General features: G+C 67.5%; 20 protein-coding genes. 8 read left to right on the top strand and 12 right to left on the bottom strand.

Features of this window, described 5'->3' with window-relative positions; genetic code table 11:
- Positions 1-139: 139 nt before the first annotated feature.
- Positions 140-304, bottom strand: a complete 165-nt coding sequence (locus tag MUG96_RS00995; protein ID WP_246985699.1) for a hypothetical protein — start codon at positions 302-304, stop codon at positions 140-142.
- Positions 305-589: 285 nt separating this feature from the next.
- Between MUG96_RS00995 and MUG96_RS01000 the strand changes: the two genes are divergently transcribed.
- The gene (locus MUG96_RS01000) at positions 590-3,232 is read left to right on the top strand and encodes a DEAD/DEAH box helicase (RefSeq protein ID WP_246985700.1); all 2,643 of its coding nucleotides are present in this window, start codon (positions 590-592) and stop codon (positions 3,230-3,232) included.
- Between the two features lie 387 nt (positions 3,233-3,619).
- Here MUG96_RS01000 and MUG96_RS01005 read toward each other — a convergent pair whose 3' ends face one another.
- A complete protein-coding gene (locus MUG96_RS01005; RefSeq protein ID WP_246985701.1) occupies positions 3,620-4,360 on the bottom strand; it encodes an Sjogren's syndrome/scleroderma autoantigen 1 family protein in 741 nt (246 codons plus the stop codon).
- 152 nt (positions 4,361-4,512) lie between these two features.
- On the opposite strand from MUG96_RS01005, the gene mdh reads away from it, so the two are divergent.
- Entirely contained in the window at positions 4,513-5,427 is a 915-nt protein-coding gene (gene mdh, locus MUG96_RS01010; RefSeq protein WP_246985702.1) for a malate dehydrogenase, read from the top strand.
- Positions 5,428-5,497: 70 nt separating this feature from the next.
- Here mdh and MUG96_RS24080 read toward each other — a convergent pair whose 3' ends face one another.
- From MUG96_RS24080 to dipA, 4 genes are all read right to left on the bottom strand, one after another.
- On the bottom strand, positions 5,498-5,629 hold the full coding sequence (locus tag MUG96_RS24080; protein WP_256465415.1) for a hypothetical protein: 132 nt from the start codon (positions 5,627-5,629) through the stop codon (positions 5,498-5,500).
- A gap of 123 nt (positions 5,630-5,752) precedes the next feature.
- Positions 5,753-6,484 carry an OapC/ArvC family zinc-ribbon domain-containing protein gene (locus MUG96_RS01015; protein ID WP_246985703.1) on the bottom strand — a complete coding sequence of 244 codons (732 nt, stop codon included), beginning with the start codon at positions 6,482-6,484 and terminating at the stop codon, positions 5,753-5,755.
- Positions 6,484-6,867, bottom strand: coding sequence for a divisome-positioning protein B (dipB, locus tag MUG96_RS01020; protein ID WP_246985704.1), 384 nt, complete (start codon positions 6,865-6,867; stop codon positions 6,484-6,486). Before dipB ends, MUG96_RS01015 begins: the two co-directional genes overlap by 1 nt.
- 6 nt (positions 6,868-6,873) lie before the next feature.
- Positions 6,874-7,515, bottom strand: coding sequence for a divisome-positioning GTPase DipA (gene dipA / locus MUG96_RS01025; protein WP_246985705.1), 642 nt, complete (start codon positions 7,513-7,515; stop codon positions 6,874-6,876).
- A 1,394-nt stretch (positions 7,516-8,909) separates the two neighbouring features.
- Here dipA and MUG96_RS01030 point away from each other — a divergent pair.
- Positions 8,910-10,457 (top strand): Cdc6/Cdc18 family protein, encoded by a 1,548-nt coding sequence (locus MUG96_RS01030; protein WP_373222126.1) that lies wholly within the window; start codon positions 8,910-8,912, stop codon positions 10,455-10,457.
- A gap of 6 nt (positions 10,458-10,463) precedes the next feature.
- Here MUG96_RS01030 and MUG96_RS01035 read toward each other — a convergent pair whose 3' ends face one another.
- On the bottom strand, positions 10,464-11,150 hold the full coding sequence (locus tag MUG96_RS01035) for a S26 family signal peptidase (protein WP_246985707.1): 687 nt from the start codon (positions 11,148-11,150) through the stop codon (positions 10,464-10,466).
- A 179-nt stretch (positions 11,151-11,329) separates the two neighbouring features.
- Here MUG96_RS01035 and MUG96_RS01040 point away from each other — a divergent pair, with 179 nt between their 5' ends.
- Both MUG96_RS01040 and MUG96_RS01045 read left to right on the top strand, forming a co-directional pair.
- On the top strand, positions 11,330-12,976 hold the full coding sequence (locus MUG96_RS01040) for a DNA-directed DNA polymerase II small subunit (protein ID WP_246985709.1): 1,647 nt from the start codon (positions 11,330-11,332) through the stop codon (positions 12,974-12,976).
- A 78-nt stretch (positions 12,977-13,054) separates the two neighbouring features.
- Positions 13,055-13,396 carry a DUF7344 domain-containing protein gene (locus MUG96_RS01045; RefSeq protein ID WP_246985711.1) on the top strand — a complete coding sequence of 114 codons (342 nt, stop codon included), beginning with the start codon at positions 13,055-13,057 and terminating at the stop codon, positions 13,394-13,396.
- Between the two features lie 22 nt (positions 13,397-13,418).
- Here MUG96_RS01045 and MUG96_RS01050 read toward each other — a convergent pair whose 3' ends face one another.
- Entirely contained in the window at positions 13,419-13,838 is a 420-nt protein-coding gene (locus MUG96_RS01050) for a hypothetical protein (RefSeq protein ID WP_246985713.1), read from the bottom strand.
- A 190-nt stretch (positions 13,839-14,028) separates the two neighbouring features.
- Between MUG96_RS01050 and MUG96_RS01055 the strand changes: the two genes are divergently transcribed.
- Positions 14,029-15,219, top strand: coding sequence for an aspartate kinase (locus tag MUG96_RS01055; RefSeq protein WP_246985715.1), 1,191 nt, complete (start codon positions 14,029-14,031; stop codon positions 15,217-15,219).
- Between the two features lie 59 nt (positions 15,220-15,278).
- Positions 15,279-15,758 carry a pyridoxamine 5'-phosphate oxidase family protein gene (locus tag MUG96_RS01060; RefSeq protein WP_246985717.1) on the top strand — a complete coding sequence of 160 codons (480 nt, stop codon included), beginning with the start codon at positions 15,279-15,281 and terminating at the stop codon, positions 15,756-15,758.
- Between the two features lie 23 nt (positions 15,759-15,781).
- Here MUG96_RS01060 and MUG96_RS01065 read toward each other — a convergent pair whose 3' ends face one another.
- From MUG96_RS01065 to MUG96_RS01080, 4 genes are all read right to left on the bottom strand, one after another.
- Complete coding sequence (locus MUG96_RS01065; RefSeq protein ID WP_246985719.1) at positions 15,782-16,441, bottom strand: metallophosphoesterase family protein; 660 nt, start codon at positions 16,439-16,441, stop codon at positions 15,782-15,784.
- Between the two features lie 420 nt (positions 16,442-16,861).
- On the bottom strand, positions 16,862-17,464 hold the full coding sequence (locus MUG96_RS01070; RefSeq protein WP_246985721.1) for an IMP cyclohydrolase: 603 nt from the start codon (positions 17,462-17,464) through the stop codon (positions 16,862-16,864).
- 48 nt (positions 17,465-17,512) lie between these two features.
- On the bottom strand, positions 17,513-19,069 hold the full coding sequence (gene crtID, locus MUG96_RS01075; protein ID WP_246985723.1) for a bifunctional phytoene desaturase/3,4-desaturase: 1,557 nt from the start codon (positions 19,067-19,069) through the stop codon (positions 17,513-17,515).
- A gap of 44 nt (positions 19,070-19,113) precedes the next feature.
- A complete protein-coding gene (locus tag MUG96_RS01080) occupies positions 19,114-20,202 on the bottom strand; it encodes a Brp/Blh family beta-carotene 15,15'-dioxygenase (protein ID WP_246985725.1) in 1,089 nt (362 codons plus the stop codon).
- A gap of 361 nt (positions 20,203-20,563) precedes the next feature.
- Here MUG96_RS01080 and MUG96_RS01085 point away from each other — a divergent pair, with 361 nt between their 5' ends.
- Positions 20,564-20,980 carry a hypothetical protein gene (locus MUG96_RS01085; protein WP_246985727.1) on the top strand — a complete coding sequence of 139 codons (417 nt, stop codon included), beginning with the start codon at positions 20,564-20,566 and terminating at the stop codon, positions 20,978-20,980.
- The last annotated feature ends 22 nt before the right edge of the window (positions 20,981-21,002 follow it).

Below are 21,002 nucleotides of genomic sequence, written 5' to 3' on the forward strand. Positions count from 1 at the left end.
GCTCGTCGTGTCGAACACTTTCTCGCTGTCGGCGTCGGGCCGGCGGAACATCTCTCGGCGGCCGTCGTGTATCCGTCTCGTAGACCGTCACGTGAGCGGGAAGGTCGGCGGCGAAAATCCGTCCCGACCGACGGCGGGCTCAGACGGGGACGGCGACGATCAGCTGGCCGATCCCTGCCAGCACGAGCATCGCGCCGGCGACGCGGTTGAGCGTCGACCGCCGACCCGCGAGCCAGTCGAGCAGGGCGTCGCGGCCCACGGCGATGGCGACGGTCGCACCGAGGACGAGGAGCCCGACGTACATCCCGCGACGGAGACGGCGGCGATGGTTCCGCCGGCAGCGATCAGCGCCCGCCGGGTCGGTTTTCGCATACAGGTCCCTCCTACGCCGATCTACCCGCCGGACCGTTATGAACCCGCGAGGACGTTCCCAGCGGGTGCGAACCTGACTGAATATGTTCGGACCCCATTCATAAGGGCCCGGGGCGGGAGTGCAGCGGCGGGCACCGGCCGACGACTGATACTGTCCCGCTTCACTTCCACCCCGCTACGCGAACCCTTAACCGCCGTCGCCGGCTACCGGCGGGCGATGGCAGCGACCGACGAGGTCGACGCGCACATCGAGCATCCCCTCCTGACCGAAGGGCTGCTCGAAAACCGGGAGTACCAGCTCCAGCTCGCCGAGGCCGCCGGCTCGGCGCACACGCTGGTCTGTCTCCCGACGGGGCTGGGGAAGACGACCGTCTCCCTGCTCGTGACCGCGGACCGCCTCCACGGAGTCGGCGGGAAGGCGCTCTTTCTCGCGCCGACGAAGCCGCTGGTCAATCAGCACGCCGACTTCTACCGCGAGGCCCTCGAAATCCCGGACGACGAGATCGTCGTCTTCACGGGCGAGGTCCGGCCCGACGACCGCGCGGCGCTGTGGGGCGAGGCCCGCGTGGTCATCGCCACGCCCCAGGTCGTCGAGAACGACCTCGTGGGCAACCGGGTGTCGCTCGCGGACGTGACCCACCTGACCTTCGACGAGTGTCACCGCGCCAGCGGCGACTACGCCTACAACTACATCGCCGAGCGCTACCACGCGGACGCCGAACGGCCGCTCGTGACGGGGATGAGTGCCTCTCCGGGCGGCGACGAGGAGGCCATCCTCGAGGTCTGTGAGAACCTCGGCATCGACGAGGTGGAGGTGATGACCGAGGCCGACGCCGACGTGGCCGAGTACACCCACGAGACGGACCTGGAGTGGAAACGCGTCGAGTTACCCGACGAGGTGATCGAGATCCGCGACGCGTTGAACGACGTCATCTCGGACCGGCTGGGCAAGCTCAAGGAACTCGGTGTGACCAACAAGACCAGCCCGGACCTCTCGGAGAAGGAACTGGTGCAGATTCAGGGCCGCCTGCGTGAACTGATGAACAACGACCAGTCGGAGGGGTACGAGGGAATGAGCTTCCACGCCGAGATTCGGAAACTCAACACGGCGGTCAACTACGTCGAGACCCAGAGCGTCGAGTCGCTACGGCGGTACTTCGAGCGGCTGAAAGAGGCTGCCCGCTCGTCGGGGGCGTCGAAGGCCGACCAGCGGCTCGTCTCGGACCCCAAGGTGCGGGAGTCGATACGCCGGGCCGAGGAGTACGACGACCTCCACCCGAAGTTCCGGCAGGCCCGCATCCTCCTGGCGGAGACGCTGGGGCTGAACGACGGCGAGCGGGTCATCGTCTTCACCGAGTCCCGGGACACCGCGGAGACCCTCACCGACTTTCTCGGCGAGCACTTCGAGACCCGGAAGTTCGTCGGGCAGAGCGACACCGAGGGCAGCGACGGGATGACCCAGAACGAGCAACAGGAGACCCTGGACGAGTTCCGGGCGGGCGAGTTCGAGGTGCTGGTCTCGACCTCCGTCGCCGAGGAGGGGCTGGACGTGCCCGAGGTCGACCTCGTGCTCTTCTACGAGCCGGTGCCGACGGCGATCCGCTCCATCCAGCGCCAGGGCCGGACCGGTCGACAGACCGAGGGCAGCGTCGTGGTCCTCCTGGCCGAGAATACCCGCGACGAGGCCTACTTCTGGAAGTCCCGCAACGAGGAGAAGCGAATGGAGTCGGAACTGCGGGAACTGAAGGGCGTGGCCGGCGAGATCGAGGCCGAACTCGGCGAGCAGGCCGACATCGAGGACTACGGCGACGCGAGCGGGGATGGTGCTGACGGCGACGGCGGTGGTGGGGATGGTGGTGCCGGCAACAGCAGTGGTGTCGGCGCCGGCGGTGGTGCCGGCGACGGCGGAGACGGTGACGACAGCGGGCGCGCGGGCAGCGGGGGTGACGACACCGACGGCGACGACACCGCGGCGGGCGGAACTGCAAGCGAAACGGAGGGGTCCGACGCGTCGGCCGGCGCGACGGCGGCCGGACAGCAGGGGCTCACCGATTTCGCAGGCGAAACCGGGGACAATGCCGACGACGGGACGGCGGGCGGAAGCGGGGACGGGAGCGTCGAGGGGGCGGCGGACGACGGCGGCGGTGGGGGCGAGGGTGACTGCGGCGGTGAAGAGGGAATCGTCGCGACGGCGGCCCCCGACGAGGGGACGGTCGAGATCGTCGCCGACCAGCGGGAACTGGACTCGACCATCGCGCGGGACCTCTCGACCCGCGAGGGGATCGAGACACGCTTGGAGACGCTCTCGGTGGGCGACTACGTCCTCTCGGACCGGGTCGTCGTCGAGCGGAAGTCGGTGGCGGACTTTCTCGATACGCTGACCGGCGGCGACCGCTCGATGTTCGAGCAGGTCGGCGACGCCGGCCGCCACTACGCCCGCCCGGTCGTCGTCATCGAGGGCGAGGACCTCTACGGCGAGCGCAACGTCCACCCCAACGCCATCCGGGGGGCACTGTCGGCGCTGGCGGTCGACTTCGGCGCGAGCGTCCTCCGGACGGCCGACGAGGACGAGACCGCGGACCTGCTCGAGGTCATCGCCAGCCGGGAACAGGAGACGGCCGACCGCGAGGTGAGCGTCCACGGCGAGAAGGCCTCGAAGACCCTCACCGAACAGCAGGAGTACGTCGTCGCCGCCATCGCCGAGGTCGGGCCGGTCACGGCCCGCTCCCTGCTCGCCCACTTCGGGAGCGTGGAGGCCGTCATGACCGCCACCGAGGACGACCTCCTCGCCGTCGACGGTGTGGGCGACGTGACCGCAGAGCGGATTCGCGAGGTCGTCGGCAGCGACTACGAGGGCTGACCTGGACCGTCACCGTGCCGACGGTCGCCACCCAGACCACCGTCACGGCCGCCCCCTCTGCCGGTTCGTGACTCGGTACCGCGGCCCGTTCCAGTTGAAACGAAGGGGTTCACGTCGTTTGCCGAACCACGGATGGATATGACGGGCGTCAGACACTGTCACGCTGAGTGAGAGGTCGACGTTCGAGTGGAAACGGAGGGGTAGCGACTGTGAGCGAGGGAGTTCGAGTGGAAACGAGGGGGTTCGGCAAACGACTAGAAGCGGTGGTCAGGGGCGGGAGTTCGTGTGTGTCGTCGAGGTGTCGGTGTCAGTGGGACTCGTCGTCGGCCGGGCGGCAGGGGAGGAAGTCGGTCCGTCGATGGGGTGGTTCGAAGTGAAACGAGGGGGTTACCTGTCGGCGCGCTTCACCGCGGCGAGGGCGTCGGCGGCCTCCTCCGTGGCGGCGAGGTACGCCCTCGAACGCTCCAGATCGGGGCTCTCCTCGGCTTCTCGGGCCAGTTTCGTCACCGTCCGGGCGAGCGACGCGCGGGCGGTCGCGAGGGACGTGTCAGCCTCGGCGGCCGTTTCGGGTGGGGTTGACACACGCCCGGTCGTCTCGGTGTCGGTTCGGCCGGGGTCGGCCGAGGGCACGTCACGGTCGGTTCCGGAGTCGGGCGCCGGCGCGGCCGCGTTCGCTCGGGAGCCCCCCGCTTCGGGTGCGGCCTGGTCGGCCGTCGCGGCGGCGTCGGTCCGAGGTGGACGGCCCGCCGACGCCCGCTCGTCGGCCGCCGAGGCTCCGGCGTCCGCGTCGGCCACAGCGCCCGCGTCGTTCTCGGTTGCCTCGGGGTCGGCTGCAGTCGACTCCGCGTCGGCCGCCTTCGTGTCCGCGTCCGCAGCGGCGTTTTCCTCCCCGTCGGCGGTCCCGCCGGCCGCCTGCCCCTCTGTGACGACTTCCTCGCAGGTGGGGCAGAACTCCTGGCCGTCGTAGCGGAAGATGGGGTCGCCACAGGTCCCGCAGTGGGCGTTGGTCATGGTGGCGCCCTTGAGCAGGAGTTCGCTCATCTGCTCGGTCGCCTCGCGTTTCTCCTCGTCGCGCTCGTATTTCTCCCGTAACTTCTCGCGCTCGGCTTCCTTGTCGAAGTCGCTCATACGCGTATCCAGACGGTCGCACCGGATACTCCTTGCGGGACGGCAGGCAGGACACGTCGGGTCGAACTGGACGTTCGTGGCTCGGCCTCGTCTGAGCCCGGCGTGGCGAAAAGGAAGCGTTTAATTCCTTTCCGGGAGCAGTTGCAGCCGATATGACGAAAGTTAGCATAGTCGGTGCGGCGGGCACCGTCGGTGCAGCGGCGGGGTACAACATCGCGCTCCGCGACATCGCGGACGAACTCGTCTACGTCGACATTCCGGACCAGGAAGACGTGACGATCGGCCAGGCAGCCGACACCAATCACGGTGTCGCCTACGACTCGAACACGACCATCCGGCAGGGCGAGTACGAGGACACGGCCGGCTCGGACGTGGTCGTCATCACGGCCGGTATCCCGCGTCAGCCCGGTCAGACCCGGATCGACCTCGCGGGCGACAACGCACCGATCATGGACGACATCATCTCGTCGCTGGAGGAACACTCCGATGACTTCGTCTCCATCACCACCTCGAACCCCGTCGACCTGCTGAACCGCCACCAGTTCGAGGTCGGCGACCGCGACCGCCACCAGGTCATCGGCTTCGGCGGCCGACTCGACTCCGCGCGGTTCCGGTACGTCCTCTCCGAGCGCTTCGACGTGCCCGTCGGCAACGTCGAGGCGACCATCCTCGGCGAACACGGCGACGCGCAGGTCCCCGTGTTCTCGAAGGTCCGCGTCGACGGCCGTGACCCCGAGTTCTCCGACGACGAGAAGGAGGAAATCCTCGAGGACCTCCAGCAGAGCGCCATGAACGTCATCGAGCGCAAGGGCGCGACCGAGTGGGGCCCCGCCACGGGCGTCGCCCACATGGTCGAAGCGGTCCTCCGCGATACGGGCGAGGTCCTGCCGGCCTCGATCAAGCTCGACGGCGAGTACGGCTACGAGGGCACCGCCTTCGGCGTCCCCGTCCGCCTCGGGGAAAACGGCGTCGAGGAAGTCGTCGAGTGGGACCTCAGCGATCACGAACAGGACCTGCTCGACGACGCCGCCGAGAAGCTGGCCGACCAGTACGAGAAAATCGCCTGACCAGCCTCACATCGTCCCGTTTTTTCGGCGTCGGAATCCCCGAGCGTCCGCTGTCACCGCCGCCGCGTCGTCAGCGTCCCGACTCCTCGGCTACGAGGAACTCCTCAGTGGAGCCAGCCCCTTCGTCATCACAGGCCAGTTCCTCGGGCAGGTCCGCGTCGACGAGGTCCGCCCATTCACAGAGTCGTTTCCGATGTCGCATGCTCTTCAGGCGGGACATAACCGGCATATTATATAATCGTTGTGCCGGCCGTCGGCGCACCGACGGGGCGGAGCCGGCAGGGACGCACCCGCTCAGTCGTGTCAGTGGTGAGGACGCGTCCGCTCAATCGTGCCAGTTTTCGGGCACCTGGATGGTGTAGCGGCCGTCTTCCTGGAGTGCGATGATGTACTCCTCGCGGTCGTACAGCTCCATGAGGTTGAGTTCGTAGGTGCCCGGTTTGAGGACCTTGATGCTCTCGAACTGGTCGTTGAGTTCCTCGCGCAGTTCCGTGAGGTCCGGCCGCTCCTCGGCTGGCTGGTCGGCGGTCTCGGACGGCACGTCACCGGTCTCGGTCGGAGCGTCGCCGGTCGGGGAGGGTCCACCGGCCGTTCCGTCGGCACCGTCGGCGGTGGGGGCCGTGTCCTCGGGCCAGTCGCCGCCGGTGGGGATTTCGTCGGGGCTGACCACCTGACTGCGTGCGTCGGCCTGTGCGGCGTCCTCGGCGACGGTGGTCTCGGCAGCGGCTGACTCGCCGGTCCCGGCCCGACTGGGGCTCGGCTCCGTCGCGTCGGTAGGGGTCGGTTCCCCCTCGGGGGCAGGCTCCGGGTCGGGCGCGTCCGAGCCGCGGCCGACCAGGTCCTTGACCGTCGCGGCGGCCGACCCGACGGTCCGGGCGACGGAGCCCTCGGGCGTCGGCGGGTCCGGCGGCTCCGCGGCCGCGTCGGGCTCGTCGGGCACGTCCGTCTCCGAGGGGTGGAACTGGAACTTGTTGCCACCGCAGTCGGGACAGCCCGACAGCATCTCCTTGGACCCGTCGTCGAACGCCCGACCGCAGTTCGTACACTGGTGGGGCATTATTTCCGTGACACGAGGGCGGAGATCAGCGTCTCGTCTTTGTGCAGCGTCTCGATCTGGTTGGCCGGCCCGATCACCGTCAGTTTCTTGGTCTGTTCTTTCCCCATCAGCCGGTTCAGGAGGCCGTCGGAGCCCCCGGATTTCGGGTAGGTCTCGATCTCCAACCCGGTGAACTCGTCGGGACTGATCTCGGTCATCGTCACCTCGATGAGCCGGGACTCCTCCTCCGGGGACAGTCCCTCCTCGAGGATGACGATGTTTCCGTCGTGGACGCCGTCGAGGATCATCCTGATTTTCTCCATCGAGGCCATTCCTTCGAGGCGTTCACCGCTTATCAGGTCGATCTGCACGCCGTCGTCGTCTGGCTGCTTGATTTCAGGCATCGGTGATCACCCGAAGTAGTCCGCGATCTTGTCGTAGACCTCGTCCATGTTGTCGCCTTCGAGTGCCGACAGCGGAATCGTCTCGTGTTGCGGGAAGGCGTTCTCGATGCGCCGGATGTTCGACTCCGGCAGGTCCGTCTTGTTCGCGAGAATGAGGACGGGCAGGTCCTGACTCTCGATAATACCGACGAGCATCGTGTTGACCTGCGTGAACGGGTCCTCCGTCGAGTCGAGCACGTAGAGGACGCCGTCGACGTCCTCGCGGAGCCAGTGCATCGCTTCGGCGACGCCCTCGGTGGCCTCGCGGGACCGACGGACGGCGTCTTCTTTCTCCATGTCGTGTTCGAGGAACTCCGTGTAGTCGACCTTCGTCGTCACGCCGGGCGTGTCGACGACGTCGATGGTGACGGATTTGCCGTCCCGCTCGATTTCGACGTTCTCCTTTCTGCGCGCGCGCCGCGTCTCGTGTGGAATGTGACTCTCCGGACCGACTGCGTCACCCGTCCAGTCGCGCGCGATACGATTCGCCAGCGTCGTCTTCCCGGCGTTGGGCGGACCGTAAATCCCGATCCGCTTCGGGTCCTCCGCCGAGAACAGCGACGATGCCGCCCGTGAAATACTGTCTCGAATCTCCGTGATCAGTCCCATCCTGGGCCTCCTGCCCTCGGTAAAGAGGGCCTCTGCGCCTACGTGCCGACCGAATTTACTTAAGTGTACGTCAGACATACATAAATATTCCGATGTTTTCGCCGTGGGGACGACCGAAACAAGGGGACAGCGGCGGGACGGGCTGGACCAGAAGCGATGCGGCGAGAACGGATGCCGCGAGCGGAAGCCAGGAGGTGGGGCAGGGTGGATCGAGCGGCACCGTTGAGCAAGAGAGGGAGATAAGTTGGAGAACGGGGCGGCGACGACTGGACCGTCACGGGAATCGGAACCAGGGTGGGGGACGACGGGAGTTAGACTGGAACCGGACTGTGAGGGTCGGACCGGAGCCGGAACGAGGGCCGGACTGGAACCGGAACGAGGGCCGGACTGGAACCGGAGTGGATACCGACGAGGAGGGGTGATAGCCCCCCACCCCTTTGTTTCGAGTGGAACGCCACACAGGAGGGGATGGGGGGAAACGAAGCGAGCGAGGAGACTGTAGCGAGATTCGCCTAGAGAGGGTTTCTACTAGGGATCGTGAGGTGTTTCGGCCGAAACCGCTAGAAAGCTAGACTACTAGAAAAGAAACCTCTCTTATTCGTTTTAGTTTCTAGTGCGGATACTGTTGAATGGTATCCCACTTATAGCTTTCCCGAGCTAGAAGTCTTGCCGGCTCTCGCACCCCCACCCCCTCCTTCAACCCGCTCCACCCGAAACAAAGGGGTGGGGGGGTTGGGTGGTTGCCGACCACTCGTGCCGACCGTCTTCCTCGTCGGCTCGTGTGTGGATCGGGTCGGTCCGATACGCTGTTTCCGCCGGTCCTGGTCCAGTAGTTCCGTCCCTCCTCGCGTTCCGTTCCCCTCTATTTCTCATCCGCCCTCTCGCCGCACCGTTCCTCCCTTCCCGTTCTCTGCCATCCCCACCTGGGGCCACGTCCCAGATGCCGTCCGCTACCGCCTCGTCGCCGTCCGTCTTGTCCGGAACTCCTCTTTTTTCACCCTCCCCCTCGCTTCGGGGGCCTCGAACCGTCGTGGGTCGGCCCACGACCCAGCCGAAACACCCCTCCGCCGCCGACTCCAGCCGAAACACCCCTGTCTCGGACTCACACGATACGGGTGACCCCGATCCGTTCTCCCGACGCTTGATCGAAAACGACGGATTGAAGCCCTCTACTGGTTGAATACGATCTCACCTCGAGTACTCCGACCGCTCCCGAGCGTTCAACAACCGAAATATTTATTATCGAGTCAACCACGGGTTCTTGTGGTTCAACTGGACAGCCCCTACCGGCCCGATTCGGACGAAGTCGGGTGTTTCAACCCGTTCCGTACGTGTACCGGGGCGCGCGGGCTGCTTTCCACCCGAAACAGAGGGGTACGAACGTGACAGACGATATGGATGAATCCGAGACATCGGACACGGGCGAGACCGACGGCGACGCCGGAGAGGACCTCCTCGGAAGCGGGCAGCGAGACCTCACGTCGGACGGCGCGGACGGGCCACCCCTCGACGAGGTGGTGCTCGACGACATCGAGGGCGCGGACGACCCGGACGAAGCCTCGCGTGGACTGTTCGACGACCTCCTGAGCGGCCAGCCCATCTTCGAGAACAAGGAGGTCCTCCGCCCCTCCTACACGCCGCACAAGCTCCCCCACCGCGAGGAGCAGATCAACAACATGGCGACGATCCTCGTCACCGCGCTCCGCGGGGACACGCCCTCGAACATCCTCATCTACGGGAAGACGGGGACGGGCAAGACCGCGAGCGCGAAGTTCGTCAGCGAGGAACTGGAGACCACCTCCCAGAAGTACGAGGTCCCCTGCGAGGTCGAGTACATCAACTGCGAGGTGACCGACACACAGTACCGCGTACTCGCCCAGCTCGCGAACAAGTTCATCGACAAGAACCGCGACGTCATCGACGAGCGCATCGCGGACCTCCGGGACCTCCGCGAGCGCGCCCGCGACGACGCACGCGAACTCGACGACACCGAGTACGACGACGTGGAGGCCCTCGACGACGAGATCGCCGATCTCGAAGCCGACCGCGAGGAGTTCGAGGAAGTCCCAATGACGGGGTGGCCGACCGACCGCGTGTACAACAGCTTCTTCGACGCCGTGGACTACCACGAGCGGGTGGTCGTCATCATGCTCGACGAGATCGACAAGCTCGTCGAGAAAAGCGGCGACGACACCCTCTACAACCTCTCGCGGATGAACTCCGAACTGGAGAACTCCCGCGTGTCCATCATGGGCATCAGCAACGACCTGAAGTTCACCGACTTCCTCGACCCCCGCGTCAAGTCGAGCCTCGGCGAGGAGGAGATCGTCTTCCCGCCCTACGACGCGAACCAGCTGCGGGATATCCTCACCCACCGCGCCGGCGAGGCCTTCGAGAACGACGCCCTCTCGGACGACGTGATCCCGCTCTGTGCCGCCTTCGCCGCGCAGGAACACGGCGACGCCCGGCGCGCGCTCGACCTCCTCCGGACGGCGGGCGAACTCGCCGAGCGCGGACAGACCGAGCGCGTCGAGGAGGACCACGTCCGGCGCGCCCAGGAGAAGATCGAACTCGACCGCGTCGTCGAGGTGGTCCGGACCCTCCCCACCCAGTCGAAGGTCGTCCTCTTCGCCATCATCCTCCTCGAAAAGAACGGCGTCCACAACATCAACACGGGCGAAGTGTTCAACATCTACAAGCGCCTCTGTGGCGAGATCGACGCCGACGTCCTCACTCAGCGCCGGGTGACCGACCTCATCTCCGAACTCGACATGCTCGGCATCGTCAACGCCGTCGTCGTCTCGAAGGGACGGTACGGCCGCACGAAGGAGATCAGCCTCTCGGTCCCCGTCGAGGAGACCGAGGCGGTCCTGCTCAGCGACTCGCGGCTCGGCGACATCGAGGACGTCCAGCCGTTCGTGCAGGCCCGCTTCGACAACTAAGTCCGGTCAGTTCGCCGCGACCTGTGCCGACGCGGTCCCGGTCGCCGGCGCCGTCGCCCCGGCCCTGAGCCGGAGGAAGCCGATGCTCGGGAGATTGAACTCCGCGGTGCCGATCACCCACGAGGGTTTGACGGGCGCGGAGGTGGGTCGCCCGCCGACCTGGTCGTACCGGCCGTTGGCGTCACCGAGTGTGATGAAGCCGTCGTGTGGTGCCGGACAGTTCGACATCTGTGCACAGCTCGTGGCCTCGGAGAGAAATCGTCCCTGTGCCTTGTCGGACCAGTCCTCGCTCTGGTTGACCCAGAACGCTGCCCGGTGTATCACCGGGACGGCGTTCTCGTCACCGTCGGGTTCGTACACGATGACATCGCCCGGGAGGTTGAACTTCTCGTAGCCGGTCCCGACGGTCCCGCGGGCGGTCGCGACGCCGGTGCTCTGGATCTGGTGCTGGCTCGCGAACCGGTGTTCCTCCATCACGAACACCAGGTCACCGGTCATGATGTTGGGTTCCATGCTGCCACTCTGAATCGCGACGAGTGGCGGCCAGACACCGCTGACGGCGAAAAGGAGGATGCCGATCCCCAGTACTGCGAGGATGCTACTGAGGAAGTCGTCCAGAAACGAGTTCCCCCGCTCGTCCGGCCGACGCCTCCGCCGGTCGCTCCCCTGGGGCCCACCGCGACGCCGTTTCATCACCCGCTCGTTGTGGAGGCCGCGATTTGAACCTTCCGCTGTGCGTGAGCTAATTCCACTGGAACGTCCGGTGCCCGTCCCGTACAGGAACGTCCGGTGCCCGACACGTCCGCCCCGGCGAAACGGGCCCGCCGGCGTCGGTGGGACACCCTTTTGCTGTCGGACGGCGATGACCGACTGTGCCACTGGAGACGCCGGCTCGCATCGTGGGCGAACTCACGAGCCGTGGCTACAACGCCGAACGCGAGGCGGTGACCCTGCTCGCGAACGCGACCGACTCCGCCACGGCCATCGAACGCACACTCGAAACGATCCCCGACGACGCCCTGGTGATCACCACCGACCACGTCCGATCCGCGGTCGGAGAGCCCACCGAACCCGAAGAGGGGACTGCTGAGCCCACCGCCGTCGACGGCGCTGCCGACGGCCCGCCTTCGACGACATCTCCTGCCTCCCAGGACCCCTCTGTTTCGAGTGGAACCGAGCCCCGCTCGTCGACGGATAGTGGCGGGACGACTCCAGTCGAAACGGGGGGGTCTTCCGCGGCGGAGGCGGCGGTCGATTCGAGCAGCGAGTCCGGGACCGACCGGGCCGGCGCCGGGGCAGCCTCGCGGGACCCCACACGGCAGGCCCTCGATATCGTCGCCGAACTGGAGTACTCGACGGGGACGGGGGAGTTGTCCGACTTCGTCTCGGTCTTCCGGGACCGCTACGAGCGGCTCTCGTCGAAACTCCGCGGGCGGGTCAACCACCGGCCGACGGACACGCTCGACGCTATGAGCGGCGGGTCGGAAGCGGCAATCGTCGGGGTGGTCTCCGACATCCGCTCGACGGCCAGCGGTCACTGGCTGATCGAACTGGAGGACACGAACGGCGTGTTCCCCTGTCTGGTGATGAAAGACCGGGACATCGCCGACCTGGTGGACGAACTCCTCTTCGACGAGGTCATCGCCGTCGAGGGGACGCTGGCCGACGACGGCGGCATCCTCTTCGTCGACGCCCTCTACTTCCCCGACATCCCCCGCACACATCAGCCCTCGACGGCCGACCGGGAGGTCAGCGCCGCCCTCGTCAGCGACGTGCACGTCGGCAGCCAGGAGTTCATGGCCGACGCCTGGGGCCGCTTCACCGACTGGCTCCACACCGCCGAGGGCGAGTCCGTCGAGTACCTCCTGCTCGCCGGCGACATGGTCGAGGGCGTCGGCGTCTACCCCGACCAGGACGAGGAACTGGACATCGTGGACATCTACGACCAGTACGAGCAGTTCTCGGAACACCTCAAGGAGGTGCCCGGCGACGTGGAGATCGTCATGATCCCGGGCAACCACGACGCCGTCCGCCTCGCGGAGCCACAGCCGGCGTTCGACGAGGAGCTTCGTGCGATCATGTCCGCCCACGACGCCCGCATCGCCTCGAACCCCGCCACCGTCGACGTGGAGGGCGTCTCGATCTTGATGTACCACGGCGTCTCCCTGGACGAGGTCATCGCGGAACTGCCCGACGAGAAGGCCAGCTACGACGAACCCCACGAGGCGATGTACCAGCTGCTCAAGAAGCGCCACGTCGCCCCGCAGTTCGGCGGGCACACGCGACTGGCCCCCGAGGCGGAGGACTTCCTCGTGATCGACGAGCCGCCGGACGTGTTCCACGCCGGCCACGTCCACAAGTTCGGCTACGGGAAGTACCACAACGTCCTCACCATCAACTCCGGGTGCTGGCAGGCCCAGACCGCGTTCCAGGAGAGCGTCAACATCGACCCCGACACCGCGATGGCACCCATCGTCGACCTCTCGACGCTCGACCTGACCATCCGGAAGTTCGCGTAAGCGGTCGGCGGTGCCCGCGACGGCCGCCGTGTGGCTGCTACGAACGATTTTTGATGGTTCAGAGCAAAAAAAGAAACCGTGTCCGGCGAAGGACCCCACCCGGCCGCCGTGCCCGATATGGACCCGTTTTTCGAGGTGCTGAGCGACAGGACCTGCCGGGAGATCGTCTACTACTTCGAGTGCGTGGCGGACGACGACACCGAGACGGTCGCCGGTCTCACCGCCTACCTCGCGCGGCGTCGGCAGGTGGCGGAGCCGTCGAGTATCCGACTGGGACTCGTCCACAAGCACGTGCCACGGCTCGCGGAGTGCAGGCTGGTCGAGTACGACGAACGGACGGAGACCATCGTCTACCACGGACACGACGACGCACGGTACCTCCTGACGAAGGCCCTGGAACTGTTCGGCTATCCGGGATAGCGGGCCCCAGCGGGACGTGCCGTTACCCTTCGAGGCGGTACTTGATAGTCGGGGTGCCGTCGAAGCGGGGGCCGGAGCCGACCTGGTCGAAGCCGGCGTCGGCGGCCGCGGTCCGGATCGCGTCCTCGGGTTCGGGAACGAGCAGTTCGACGGCCATCCCTTCCCCTCTCGCGAAGCGGACGGGCTCTTCGAGCAGGCGGTCACAGACCTCGGGGTCCCCCTCCAGTTGGGTGACGTGAACGGTCCGTTCGCGCGCGTCGAAACTGACAAAGCCCAGTATCTCTCCGCTCTCGCTGTCGTCGTCGGCGTCGCTGTCGTCAGTGGCGCGTTCGGCGATGCGGACCGTCCGGTCGTGAACGAGGTTGCGCATCACGTCCGGCGGCCCGTCGGCGAGTTCCGCCATCCGGTCGGCGTCCGCCTCGACGGCGTCGCGAATCTGCATACGGGCATGGTAAAAGCCCACACGGGTAAAACAGTTTCCTCCTGGGGGACGGCGGACCGGCAGCGGGCGGTCGGGGGTGGCGGCGAACGACCGTTGCCAATAGCGGACGGCACGAAAAATGGACAGGGTTATCCCGGGTGCTAATCAACCGTCGGGACATGAGTCAGAACCGCACACACGGGGTGGTGCGATGCGCGTAGTCGCGAAGTTCGGCGGGACGAGCCTCGGGAACGGCGACCGGGTCGAGCGGGCCGCCGACTCCATCACGGCCGCCGTCGAGAACGGCCACGAGGTCGCCGTCGTCGCCAGCGCGATGGGCTCGACCACCGACTTCCTGCTCGACGAGATCCAGTACGAGGCCGACGAAGCCGACCGCGCCGAGATCGTCTCCATGGGCGAGCGCACGTCCGTCCGGATGCTCAAGGGGGCGCTGTCGGCCCGCGGCGTCAACGCCGTCTTCCTCGAACCCGGCAGCGACGACTGGCCGGTCATCACCAACGAACACGGCGAGGTCGACGTCGAGGAATCGACCCGCCGCGCGAAGGCCCTCGCCGAGCAGATGCACAACGACCACGTGGTGCCCGTCATCACCGGCTTCCTCGCCCAGGACCACGCCGGCAACATCACCACGCTCGGCCGCGGCGGCAGCGACACGACGGCCGTCATGCTCGGCAGCTACATGGACGCCGACGAAGTCGTCATCGTCACCGACGTGGAAGGCGTCATGACCGGCGACCCCCGCGTCGTCGAGGGTGCCCGCAACGTCGGCGAGATCACCGTCGACGAACTCCGCAATCTCTCCTTCCGCGGCGCCGAGGTCGTCGCCCCCTCCGCGCTCACCTACAAGGAGGGCGACCTCTCGGTCCGGGTCGTCCACTACCAGCACGGCGACCTGATGACCGGCGGCACCTCCATCGAGGGCGAGTTCGAGAACCTCATCGACCTCCAGGAGGACCGCCTCTCCTGTGTCACCGTCGCCGGCCGCGCCATCCGGAACCGACCCGGCATCCTCTCCGAACTCTCGACGGCGCTGGCCGAGGAGGACATCAACATCGATGCGGTCTCCTCGGGCATGGACTCCATCACCTTCTACGTCGCCACCGACGTCGCCGAGGAGGCCGAGGCGCTCCTCCACGAGAAGATCATCGGCAGCGAGACCCTCTCCTCGATCACCGTCGACGACCCCTTCGCCGTCGTCCGCATCACCGGCGGCGACCTGCAGGCCGAACCCGGCATCGTCAACGACATCGTCGCGCCGCTGGCGGCCGAACACATCAACGTCCAGGACGTCATCACCTCCGCCACCTCCGTCGCCGTCTTCGTCGACTGGGAGAACGGCGAGGACGCCCTCGGACTGATTCAGGACGTCTTCGAGGACTGAGACGTCCCGCTCCTCGCGTCGAGGCTAGACTATTGCCTTTCCCCGTCGTAGGAGTACGTATGACCATCGACGAACTGGAGCAGTACGGGATGGAACGGATGGACGCCGCCGCGATCGAGGCGTTCCTGACCGATCAGTCGACGGGCATCCTGGGGCTCCCGACCGAGGACCTGCCGTACATGCTACCGCTGTCGTACGTGTTCGACGAGGACGAGCACCTCTACTTCACGTACCTGCTCGGCGAGACGAGTCGAAAGCAGGACCTGACCGACCGCGCCGCCCGGGCGCGTTTTCTCGTCTACGAGGTCGAGACGACGTTCACCTGGAAGAGCGTCGTGCTGACTGGCGAGCTGTCGGTCGTTCCCGAGGACGAGTGGGACGACCTGTCAGTCCTGCCGTCGAACGCGTGGCGGCCCAGTGTTCTCCAGAGCGCGACCACGTCGGGCGGCGTCGCGGTCTACGAGTTCGCCATCGAGGACGCGACGGGGATCCGCCAGACCGGTCTCGCGCCTGGCTTTCGCGAGAACATCGAGCCCTGACGCGGACGACGCCGCGCGACCGGTTATCGCCCCTGGTGGAGCCGGGAGCCGATCTGTTCCGGGAGGTCCGCCTCGGCGACAGCCTCCTCGACGGCCTCGATATCGTACTCGACGCGGTAGTCGTCGACGGTCATGGAATCGAGGTGGAGCACGGCGTAGGCTGCACGGGGGTCGCCGTCGCGGGGTTGGCCGACGCTCCCGGGGTTCATGACGATCCCTTCGTCGTAGACCTTGCTGGCCTGGACGTGGGTGTGGCCCATGATCAGCACGTCCTCGTCGCCGAGGAGGCTCCGGTCGAACATCGCGGGGTAGGTGTACCGGTCGGGGTCGTCGGGGTGGCCGTGGACGATCTTCACCCGGTCGTCGAACTCCCGGCGGGCGATGGGCAGGGAATCGAGCCAGTCGATCTGGTCGTCGGTGCAGTGCTCGCGGGCGTACTCGACGCCGGCGCTTGCCATGCTGTTGAACGCGAAGCCGGTGGCTTTTGCGACCGCGCGGTCGTGGTTGCCCAGCACCGTCGGGGCGTCCAGGTCCCGCACCGTCTCGACGCACTCGCCCGGCCAGGGTCCGTAGCCGACCACGTCCCCGGCACAGAGGTACGCGTCGACCGCTGGCATGTCCGCGAGAACGGCCTCGAAGGCCACTCTATTCCCGTGAATGTCGGAGATGACGCCCACGTCCATACCCGACAGCAGGCGCCCCGCCCCGGTAAATCTCCCGCTCGCGACCGCCACCGTCGCCCCACTCCGAGACTGCCCCGACGCCGCTGCGGACCCCTGACGCCCGCCGTCCCGACCCGGGCGAATAATTTATCGACACCCTCGCTTTGGTAGTAAAGTATTAGGGTCCGGGGCGAGAAGCCCGAGGTAGCACACGGTCGAGACTGACTGTGACGACGACCGGACTCTGACAACCGAATCCCGTAGACGACCGTGTGCGCGCTCGACACCCGCTGACGGCCCGGTCCCCCTCGTTCCGGGCCGCTGTGGTGGGTTCGACGCGACGGACGACACTGTTCCTCTCCTTTACCGGCCCTGGACGGGCGCGAGTACCCTCGTCTCGCCGTCCGCCGGGCCGGTCTCCCCTGTCACGACGCGTCGCGATCAGTCGCCGTTCTCGATGGCCGTCTCGACGCCGCCATCGACGGTCACACCCGCCGCACAGACGGCGTGTTCGTACTCTAGTCCGTAGACCTCGCTCGCGACGCCGGCCGCGTCCGAACCGTCCAGGGCGTGTGGTTCGGGACTGTCCGTCTCGTAGGTAGCCACGAGCGTCGGCTCGGAGACGGGTTCGACCAGCAGGGCGTCCCGGCGGACGGTGGCGATGTAGCTCTCGGGTTCGCCCGTGCCGTCGGTGCTCGCGCGCTCTCCGCCGACGATCCCGGCGATCCGGGGCGTGTCGTAGTCGTCTTTCTCGTAGTCGAGCGCCAGCAGCGGCTCCGCGAGCGCGTCGCGGGCGGGGTAGCCGAGCTGGAGTTTCTCGGCGATGGGGTCGACGTGGGAGCCGTTCCCGACGACGACGCCCCGGTCGGTCTCGCGCAGGCAGTTGTAGGAGACGTAGGGGTTGTCCGTCTCCTCGGCCTCGGCGGTGGGGACGACGGTGAGGGTCCCGTCACGGTCGACGATCCGTCGGTTCGGGAACGAACGCGAGGAGACGCGGTAGGCCGCGCGGTCCGGTGCGACGACGACGAAGCGTCCGAGGTACATATGCCTCCGTCACCCGCTCGGGAGTAAGGGCGTGTCGATTCCGCGCGCTCACACCGGCAACAGCGACCGCACGCCGTCGCGTTCGCGCCGGCCGGCGGCCACGGCGTCGGCGGTCTGCTCGCCGCTGATCAGCGCCATCGGGACGCCGATGCCCGGCGCCGTGAACCCGCCGACGTAGTAGAGGTCGGAGAGTGCCCGCGAGCGCCGGCCCGGCCGGAGCGGCCCCGTCTGGGTCAGCGTGTGTGCCAGCCCCAGCGCCGTCCCCTGGGGGTTGTTGTAGCGCTCGGCGAACTCGGACACGCAGGCGGTCTCCTCGACGACGACCCGGTCCCGGAAGTCGACGCCCGTGTCGCGTGCGAGGTCCGCGAGCACCTTGTCGCGGAACTGTCGGCGGCGCTCGGGGTCGTCGTCCAGCCCCGGCGCGACCGGAACGAGGACCACGACCGCGTGCTGCCCCTCGGGTGCCACGGTGTCGTCAGTCTGTGAGGGCACACAGCAGTAGTAGGCCGGATCCTCGGGCCAGGCGGGATGCTCGAAGATATCCGCGAAGTGTGGGTCCCAGTCCTCGGGGAAGACCAGCGTGTGGTGTGCCAGCGGGTCCACGTCCCCCTCGACGCCGAGGTACAGCAGGAAGGCGGCGGGCGCGTATGTCTGCTCGTCCCAGTAGCCCGGGTCGTGGTCGCGGTGGTCGGCGGCCAGCAGGTCCCGCTCGACGTGGGCCGGGTTGGCGTTGGCGACGACGGTATCGACCGGCTCGGGGCCGTCCTCGGTCTCCAGCACCAGCCCCCCGCCGGCCGCCGGCTCGCGGATGCTGGTCACCGCACGCCCCGTCTCGTAGTCCACGCCGAGGTCCCGGCCGAGTTCGACCATCGCCTCGATGACGCTGTACATCCCGCCCTCCGGGTAGTAGACGCCCAGGTCGAAGTCGACGTGGGCCATCAGGTTGTAGAGCGCGGGCGTGTTGTGCGGCGAGCCACCGAGGAAGACGAGGGTGTACTGCATCAGTTGCTGCGCCGTCGGCTCCTCGAAGTAGCGCTCCACGTGGGACTGCATCGACTTCGCGTAGCCCAGTGCCTCGACGCTCCGGATCACGTCGAAATCGAGCAGGTCCCGGAGCCGCGAGCGGTCCTGGTAGACGAACCGGTCCATGCCGAGCCGGAAGGTGCGTTCGGCCTCGTCGAGGTAGGCCTCGAACGTCTCGCCGCCGCCGGGTTCGAGCGCCTCGAAGACGGCACGGTTGTGTTCGTGGTCCGGGCGGGTCTCCACGTAGTCGCCGGCGCCCGGGGTCGGCGGCGTCGCCCCCTCCTTCCAGAACACCCGGTAGTGGGGGTCGAGCCGTTCGAGGTCGTAGAACTCCCCGGGGGACCGGCCGAAGTGTCCGAAAAAGCGCTCGAAGGTGTCGGGCATGAGATACCAGGTGGGGCCGGTGTCGAAGACGAAGCCGTCGCGTTCGAGCTGGTTGGCGACGCCGCCGAGCCGGTCGTTGCGTTCGATCACTGTCACGTCGGCGCCGGCGTCCGCGAGGTAGCAGGCGGTCGCGAGGCCGCCGAAGCCGCCGCCGACGATACCGATGCGGTCGTCCGTGAGTGGTGTGCCGTCGATCATGGCTGTCGTGTGTGGGGAGGTGTGTCGGAGGGGGTGACCGCCGCTCAGGGAACGTACCAGATACCGCGGCCGGTGTCGAACCAGGACCCCACGACGACGTGGGGCAAGGCGACGATGCTGATGAAGACGCTCCAGAAGGCGACCAGCCCCAACAGCAGGGGTGCGCCGCCGAGCGGCTGTGGCGAGACCGTCCAGAGCCCGGCCGCCAGCCCGAACGTCGCCAGCGCGCCGACGACGAGCACGCCCCACGAGCCGAGCGCCACGACCTGTGGGTCGCCGCTGTCGAGAAAGCCCAGCAGCCCCTCGCCGGCGCTGTCCGGGTCGACGGTCTCGGGCGGTTCGTCCACCGCAGTCGTGCGGGCCACCTGTCGCGCCGAGTACCAGAACGGGAAGTACAGTCCGACGGCGATCACGACCGGCACGACCGCGAAGTACCCGATCAGCAGGAGCGTCTCCGCCGCGTCCGCGCGGAACGAGTCGGTGCCCGCGCCACGCAGGGCGCCGAGGCCGAGGTGAGCAACGACGAGCAGGCCGTAGCCGCCGGCGACGACCCACCGCGTCAGTTCGAAGTAGCCCGCGACGGCACCCAGCGCACCGGGCTCGAAGATGTTCACCATGTAGGTGCTGAACGCGGTGAAAACCCCGGGCTGGAAGACGATGGGGACGAGCATGACCGCGCCGCCGCGGACGGCAGCCGCGAGCGCGCGCTGTCCTCGCCCGTCGAGGTGGGTCGTCCCCGTCGTCGCGTCCAGGACGTGCAGGTCGCCCTGCCCGCCTTTCGCCATCGCGACACAGAGCGCCAGCGCCAGCCCCGCGACCGGCGCGAAGAAAAAGAGGGCGGTGAACGCCGCGATCCCGCCGAGATACAGGGCGATGTACGTCGCCTGGAACGAACTCGCCCGCCGGCGGAGGTTGTCGAAGTGCTCGAACCCGCCGTGTGGGAGGTTCATCGCAACCATGCCCACGAGGTAGACCCCTGCCTGGACGGACAGCGGGATCGTGATCCCGGCCAGCGCGACGAGGCCGAACAGGACCGCCAGCACCGCCAGTGCGAGCCGCGAGACCGCCAGTGGCGTGTTTACGTTCGCTCCCGGACCGACCGCCGTGCCGAGCCGTGACGTGTATCCACGCATCGGGCGTGACTAGGGACCAGGCTGAATTAGAACGGCCCCGCGTTCCCGTGTCGTGGTATCACGCCACAACTTTTTTGTCGGGACGAGTGGTGGAGTAGTCGGTGAGTCCACGGTGACGCCGCCTGGCGGGTCGGTGATAGCCATGTTCGAGCCGGTCCGGGGCGCCACCGATGGGTAGCACAGTCACGGAGCGGAACGGCCGACTGCGCCACCCTTCGTTTCGGGTCGAGATAACTTCATTCTATCGAACGCACCGGTCTCTCGCGCCGGTCTCTCGCACCGGTCTCTCGCGCCGGGACCGACGCACGGGCCCGCGCGGCACGGAACAAGGTTGATACCGCACAGACTCTTACGATGAGGCGTGCCAGGCTACGAGCCATCGGAGGTCCCGCTCTACGGGGATCGCGCGACCGTCGAACAGCAGTACGCGGCCGCGGAGGCAGCGGAGCGGCCGTTCTTCGCCATCGAGCGCTACGAGGAGGGGTACGCGATCACCTACGACCTCCTGCCGGCGGGCGCCCAGCTCTCCGAGCCGGCGGTGTCGGAACTCGACGAGCGCGTGACCCGCGTCGTGGAGGGGCTGGTCGGCGACGACGACCGGGAAACGACCGAGGTGAGCCGCTCCATCGGGGACTCGCTCGGACAGCTCTCCTTTTTCGACAGCGAGGACGGCGCCCGCGAGGTCGCGGCGACGGTCTCGGTCATCGTCCTCGACGAGGACAACTGGGTCGCGGCCTCGCCGCCGTCCGACACCGGCGACGCCTTTCGGACGAACTGAGCGGGGCCATCGCTCGCATCAC

This window comes from Halorientalis marina (assembly GCF_023028345.1).
Classification (GTDB): domain Archaea; phylum Halobacteriota; class Halobacteria; order Halobacteriales; family Haloarculaceae; genus Halorientalis; species Halorientalis marina.

Excerpts from the sequence above, each read along its gene's own strand:
- MUG96_RS01015 (WP_246985703.1), bottom strand. The coding sequence starts at position 6,484 with ATGCCCCACCAGTGTACGAACTGCGGTCGGGCGTTCGACGACGGGTCC.
- MUG96_RS01055 (WP_246985715.1), top strand. The coding sequence starts at position 14,029 with ATGCGCGTAGTCGCGAAGTTCGGCGGGACGAGCCTCGGGAACGGCGAC.
- MUG96_RS00995 (WP_246985699.1), bottom strand. The coding sequence starts at position 304 with ATGTACGTCGGGCTCCTCGTCCTCGGTGCGACCGTCGCCATCGCCGTG.
- MUG96_RS01080 (WP_246985725.1), bottom strand. The coding sequence starts at position 20,202 with ATGCGTGGATACACGTCACGGCTCGGCACGGCGGTCGGTCCGGGAGCG.
- mdh (WP_246985702.1), top strand. The coding sequence starts at position 4,513 with ATGACGAAAGTTAGCATAGTCGGTGCGGCGGGCACCGTCGGTGCAGCG.
- MUG96_RS01035 (WP_246985707.1), bottom strand. The coding sequence starts at position 11,150 with ATGAAACGGCGTCGCGGTGGGCCCCAGGGGAGCGACCGGCGGAGGCGT.
- dipB (WP_246985704.1), bottom strand. The coding sequence starts at position 6,867 with ATGCCTGAAATCAAGCAGCCAGACGACGACGGCGTGCAGATCGACCTG.
- MUG96_RS01050 (WP_246985713.1), bottom strand. The coding sequence starts at position 13,838 with ATGCAGATTCGCGACGCCGTCGAGGCGGACGCCGACCGGATGGCGGAA.
- MUG96_RS01030 (WP_373222126.1), top strand. The coding sequence starts at position 8,910 with ATGGATGAATCCGAGACATCGGACACGGGCGAGACCGACGGCGACGCC.
- MUG96_RS24080 (WP_256465415.1), bottom strand. The coding sequence starts at position 5,629 with ATGCGACATCGGAAACGACTCTGTGAATGGGCGGACCTCGTCGACGCG.
- dipA (WP_246985705.1), bottom strand. The coding sequence starts at position 7,515 with ATGGGACTGATCACGGAGATTCGAGACAGTATTTCACGGGCGGCATCG.
- crtID (WP_246985723.1), bottom strand. The coding sequence starts at position 19,069 with ATGATCGACGGCACACCACTCACGGACGACCGCATCGGTATCGTCGGC.
- MUG96_RS01065 (WP_246985719.1), bottom strand. The coding sequence starts at position 16,441 with ATGGACGTGGGCGTCATCTCCGACATTCACGGGAATAGAGTGGCCTTC.
- MUG96_RS01070 (WP_246985721.1), bottom strand. The coding sequence starts at position 17,464 with ATGTACCTCGGACGCTTCGTCGTCGTCGCACCGGACCGCGCGGCCTAC.
- MUG96_RS01060 (WP_246985717.1), top strand. The coding sequence starts at position 15,279 with ATGACCATCGACGAACTGGAGCAGTACGGGATGGAACGGATGGACGCC.
- MUG96_RS01005 (WP_246985701.1), bottom strand. The coding sequence starts at position 4,360 with ATGAGCGACTTCGACAAGGAAGCCGAGCGCGAGAAGTTACGGGAGAAA.
- MUG96_RS01000 (WP_246985700.1), top strand. The coding sequence starts at position 590 with ATGGCAGCGACCGACGAGGTCGACGCGCACATCGAGCATCCCCTCCTG.